Consider the following 5,950-nt stretch of genomic DNA (forward strand, 5'->3'; position numbering starts at 1 on the left):
CGGAGACTATTTGATTCTTGCGCGCATCGGTCAAAAGACGACACCTGAATCAGATCGCAATTTTCTAATTCACGACCCTCGAGAAAAAGCGCCACGTACAATCAGTGAAAAGGAACTCGTAGAACTTTGGTCCGGCCGAATCATATTGATATCGCGGCGAGAGAGTATTAATGAGCGCCTGCAACAACATTTTGATATTTCTTGGTTTATTCCCTCGCTATTAAAGTATCGAAAGCTGTTTGGAGAAGTCATTCTTGCGTCGTTTTTTATTCAGCTATTCGCGTTAATAACGCCGCTGCTTTTCCAAGTCATCATGGATAAGGTTCTGGTACATCGGGGAATCAGTACCCTGGAAGTCTTGGCCATCGGTTTTCTGGTCATTGCCATATTTGATGCACTGTTAGGCGGAGTCCGTAATTACGTTTTCAGTCACACAACCAATCGAGTGGACGTTGAGTTAGGCGCAAGACTTTACCGCCATTTGATCGGTCTGCCATTAGCATATTTTGAAGCTCGACAAGTTGGCCAGAGTGTGGCTCGCGTGAGAGAGCTAGATACGCTGCGGAATTTCATAACCGGTTCGGCTCTCACACTCTGCATAGATTTGATTTTCACAGCCGTGTTTTTTGCGGTGATGTGGTACTACAGTCCGACGTTGACCTTCGTTGTGCTCGGGACTATTCCTCTCTACGTATTGCTGTCAGCCATTATCACGCCGATGTTAAGAACGCGTTTGGATAAAAAATTTCAATATGGAGCAGCCAATCAGGCGTTTCTAACCGAGTCAATTCACGGCGTTGAAACCGTAAAAGCCTGCGCCCTTGAACCGCAGATGCAACGTCGTTGGGAAGAACAGCTCGCACAGTATGTAAATGCGTCTTTTGCAACACAACAGGTGGGCAATGTTTCAGGTCAGATTGCTGGGTTTATCAGCAAGCTATCCACCCTTGGCATTCTCTTTTTTGGCGCATACGCCGTCATGGCTGGGGATATGACCGTTGGTATGCTGGTCGCCTTTAATATGTTGGCAGGGCAGGTATCCGGCCCCATTTTGAAGCTGGTTCAGCTCTGGCAGGACTTTCAACAAGCGGGTATCTCCATACAGCGCCTAGGCGATATTCTCAATACGCCGCGCGAGCCAGGCTTTAACCCCAACCGCAGTACCTTACCAACCCTTAGAGGCCAAGTAACCTTTGAGAACGTGCGCTTTCGCTATCGTACCGATGGCCCTGTCGCCATAGATAATTTGTCATTAAAAATAACTCCAGGGGAAGTCATTGGTATCGTTGGGCGTTCTGGGTCGGGTAAGAGCACGTTAACCAAATTAATACAGCGGTTTTATGTGCCGGAAGCAGGGCGGGTATTGATTGACGGCGTCGATTTGTCATTGGTCGATACAGCCTGGTTACGTCGCAATCTTGGTGTTGTACTGCAAGAGAACTTTTTGTTCAATCGCAGCGTTCGCGACAATATTGCGTTGACGAATCCGGGCTTGCCGATGTCTGCCGTGGTACGAGCCGCGACGTTGGCCGGTGCTCATGAATTTATACTGAATCTACCTGAAGGATATGACACCGCCGTCGGTGAGCATGGCTGCAATCTATCGGGCGGACAGCGGCAGCGTATCGCCATTGCGAGAGCCCTGCTCTCTGACCCTCGCATTCTGATCTTTGATGAAGCAACCAGCGCCCTGGATTACGAATCTGAACGCAAAATTCAGGAGAATATGGCCGCTATCTGCCGTGGTCGTACCGTTTTTATCATTGCTCATCGACTCTCTACCGTGCGTCACTGTGATCGAATTCTCGTCGTTGAAAACGGCCAGATCATCGAGCAGGGTGATCACAACACGCTGCTAAACCAGCAGGGCTACTATGCTCAGCTATACAGCTATCAGAATCACTCACCCAGGATCAAAACCGTTTCGGATAACCGTAGCGCATCACCTGGTCGTGTAACGACTGAATCCCACGGATAGGCGACGTTGAGCACTGGAGGCTTTTCAGATGTCGAGCAATAGTACGGAAACGTCAAATAGCAAATCTTTACGCCACGAGCTGCCGAAAGACACCCTGGAGTTCTTACCGGCGGCTCTGGAAATACTGGAGCGACCCGCTTCGCCAGCCAGCCGTTGGCTGGGTATTGCCCTGATACTGCTCTTTACCATTGGCATTGTGTGGGCGTCCTTTGGCGAAGTCGATATTGTCGCGGTAGCCGATGGTAAAATCATCGCCGGTTCTCGAGTTAAAACCATTCAGCCTTATGAGAAAGGCGTGGTCAAAACCGTCTACGTCAGTGAAGGTCAGCGTGTTAATCAAGGCGACCCGCTGGTCGCGCTGGATTCCACACTAACGGAGGCAGAACAGACCCGCCTGCGCCAGGAGCTCGCCTACAGTAGTCGGTCGAGCCGAAGAAAGTCGGCTCTGTTAACGGCTTTAAGCGACGAGAACAACAAGCTGCCTGAGCCCAATAGTACTGAGCGATCAACCAAAGAATTGACTCGACAAAAGATCCTTTTACAGCAGGAATGGCTGGAGTTTCAAGCCAGGTTGAACACGTTGAAAAGTCAGAAAGCCGAAGCACAAGCTGCTCGGCAGGTCACCGAGGAGCAGGTAGCACAGCACCAGCAGACCCTGCCACTTATTACCCGGCGCGCAGAGGCATTGAAGAATCTGGTTGCTCGGCAAATGGCCCCCGAAATGGAATACCTGCAACTGGAACAAACACGTATCGAGCAACAACAGACCCTGGCCAGTTTACAGGCACAACTGCGCCAACAGCAGGCGGCCATTAAGACAGTAGACCAACAGCTACTGTCACTTATTGCCGAAACTCAAAGCCGCTGGCTGACAGAGCGAGATGAGCTGGAGCGGCAGCAACACAATTTAGTCCAGGAACTGGCAAAAGCTGAAGACCTGAACGCAAAACAGATTCTTTACGCTCCTGTCAGTGGTCGGGTACAGGAACTGGCGGTCAATACCATTGGTGGCGTAGTGACAGAAGCCCAAACCCTGATGAAGCTGGTGCCCGACAATGACTTTTTAGAGGTAGAAGCCATACTGGATAACAAGGATATCGGCTTTGTATTTCAGGGGCAGTCGGCTGAAGTCAAAATTAATACCTTTAACTTTACCAAGTACGGCGTTATTGATGCAGAGGTGATCGATGTCACGGCGGATGCGATCATCGACGATGTGAAGGGGCTCGTCTATAAACTCAGATTACGGTTGGATAGCGACAGTATGCAGATCGATCAGCGAACCGTCAGCCTGCTACCCGGTATGGCAGTGATGGCGGAAGTGAAAACGGGAAAGCGAAAATTGATTGAGTTTGTGTTGTCGCCGCTGATGCGGAAAGTTGACGAAAGTGTAGGCGAGCGATAATTTTTATAAAATTAATCATTGTTTACTTTGAAACTATTCACCATTGCAAACATAAAGGCTTCAAAATGAATGACGAAGATGACTACGTAAAAATGATTGAGACAATAAAAACTACTAAACATACAATGGTTCTTTTATTAACTTTTTTACTATATGTACCTATTGGCACTATCCTGTACTTTAAAAATTCATTCATAACGATCTATTTAATTCTTTTTATCTGTTTATTGTTTTGTATTTTATCAAGAATTACAGGCGTATTAATGGTCCACAAGTATAAAAAGAATGAACTAAAAGAGGCATCAAAAGTATTCTTCTTGGTTACAATTTTTTCAGGAATTGGTGTAGGGAGCGCTTTAGTATTTTTTTTTATTACATGTATATTAACTTTAACAAGATGAAAGGGATTTAGACATGAAGTCAATGTATACAGCACAAGAGTGGGGAAGCATTCTCGTATCAGGAGCAAATATATTTTCCAATACAACAGATATTTATAATAAAAAATCCGATAGTGGAAAGACTGATGAAGCGAATGAATTAGCTATCATTTCGACCGCTGTTGCTGTTGCAGATTTGGCTATCACTTTTTCAAAGCTGCAGAAACAATATCCGACGGCTACTGTAGTAACAAAATATGGCTTAGGTAAATTGGGTGCTTCATTATCTATCGCAGATTTAGCAAGGAAAATTAACAATCCTGAGTCGGAGCCTCTTGATGTTGTCGCGTCGTTATTAAATCTTGCTTCCGGTTTAGCAACCATGGGCGCACTTGCAACCGGAACATCCTTAGCATTGCCGATATTTACATTAAGTGCAGCGGCGTTAATTATTGCTAATCGAGATGGAATTAGTGATTTTATCATTAGCGGTGCCGGAGATTTGGCGGATTCCGCATCTGAAAGCGTCGCCGAGGCCGCAGCTAGTATCCTAAATGATGTTTCGTCAGTATTTATCAACAGAGCACAGGTAAAAAGCGATTTTTATACCGATATTCCGGTGCTCGCAAAATCTGTACAGTCGGATTTTAATGATTATGTAGACGAACAGTTCTCTCTCTTAGATCCTGACTATCAAGACAGCGGATCTATAAAAGAAGATTTTTTCGCGTTACTATCAACTAGGATTGGAGACATTGGAGAGCAATTTTCAGAAAATGTGGATAATCTTGAAGAGGTTTCGAATTCAGACTTAAAGTTAGAATATAAGACTGCAAAGCAAACGATCACAAACATATATAATGATAAAATACTATTTGTCTCAGATACTGTTGAGTCTCTTTTAATCGGATTTGCAGAATCTGAGATACACAACATAATAAATTCAGCTTTAGATAATCTAGAGGCTGAATATAGTAGTTATATTTCGGAATTGCCCGCCAAACAGGTCGAATTACTTTCTAATTATTTTTCTAACAAAAAAGAATTTCTAGTTGCGCAAATAGATACGGCCACAGTAACTCTAGCGTCATACTCAGAAGCTAGCACACTAAATAATAAACTCGTTCAAAGACAAATAGATGCTTTTATCAAGGTCATAGAAAATTTAGTTAGTGATACCACTACAACTTTTCGTCGTTATGCGGAATCGCAAACTACACTGGCAAACATTATTGACCAATCAAATGCGAATTTCGACAATGAAATATACGGTGATTTTGCACCTCTAGATCAAGACCTGTCAGAGCCTGGGATTCAAGTCGAGTACAATCAACTTGGTAATCTTATCGTTGGTAATGAAATAGAGATTCGAAGAGATGTTCTGTTTGGTGGTTCACAGAATGACCTCATTTATGGCGGCGATGAAAATGACTATATTGAAGCGAGAGGTGGAAACGACGTACTGTATGGAGGTGGAAACAATGACGAAATCTGGGGACAGCAAGGTAACGATATTCTAATTGGTGGAACCGGAACCGATATTCTTTCAGGTGGCGCGGGTAATGATCAATTATATGCCAACAACCAAGTAGAAGACTTCCAATCAACCCAAGGTAATAACTCTAATAGGGATTGGCTAGCGGGAGGCGAAGGCAATGATCTATTGGTCGGAGCGGCTGGAGGAGAAGTATTAGCCGGAGGTTCAGGCGATGATACTATCTATGCCAATGAAGGTGATGATTATATTATTTCGGATAAAAACTGGGTTGCATCAGATTTTACGTGGAACGTCGACCATTCCGAAAATAGATATACCTTTTCATCCACTTCAATAGATGGTAGCGGAGACGACGGGAAAGATACTGTTTACGCAGGCTCAGGAAGTGATCACGTATTCTCAGGAGGAGGTGATGATATCATTTTCGCCGAAGAAGGTGATGATGTAGTATTTGGTGGAGGCGGCTCCGATACGATTTATGGCGGCGCCGGTAACGATACAATTAGCGGTGGATCGAGTGAGGACTCTCCCTCTAAAGACAGTGATGACACAATTTGGGGGGGCGCTGGGGATGACCTCATTCATGGAGAGGGCGTTCAAAATGAATGGCCATTTGTGACAGTGTCAGATTCCAGTTTTGTACCGGGTGAGTCCATTTTTCTGTCGCGTTAAGCACGCCTGCGTAGAGT

At 45.2% G+C, this 5,950-nt stretch carries 2 protein-coding genes and 1 pseudogene; all 3 read left to right on the forward strand.

Going from position 1 to position 5,950, the window contains the following annotated elements:
- Nucleotides 1-1,978: type I secretion system permease/ATPase (locus tag ACXAFR_RS26985; protein ID WP_475183181.1), on the forward strand; the 1,978-nt coding region annotated here is incomplete at its 5' end.
- A gap of 28 nt (nt 1,979-2,006) precedes the next feature.
- A complete protein-coding gene (locus ACXAFR_RS26990) occupies nt 2,007-3,383 on the forward strand; it encodes an HlyD family type I secretion periplasmic adaptor subunit (protein WP_475183184.1) in 1,377 nt (458 codons plus the stop codon).
- A 762-nt stretch (nt 3,384-4,145) separates the two neighbouring features.
- Nucleotides 4,146-5,816: pseudogene (locus ACXAFR_RS26995) on the forward strand (calcium-binding protein); the annotation flags it as partial.
- Nucleotides 5,817-5,950: the final 134 nt, after the last annotated feature.

Source organism: Pseudomaricurvus sp. ABR4_320, from assembly GCF_056159445.1.

What these genes read in the sequence shown, in the direction of transcription:
- ACXAFR_RS26990 (WP_475183184.1), top strand. Translation starts at nt 2,007, where the DNA reads ATGTCGAGCAATAGTACGGAAACGTCAAATAGCAAATCTTTACGCCAC.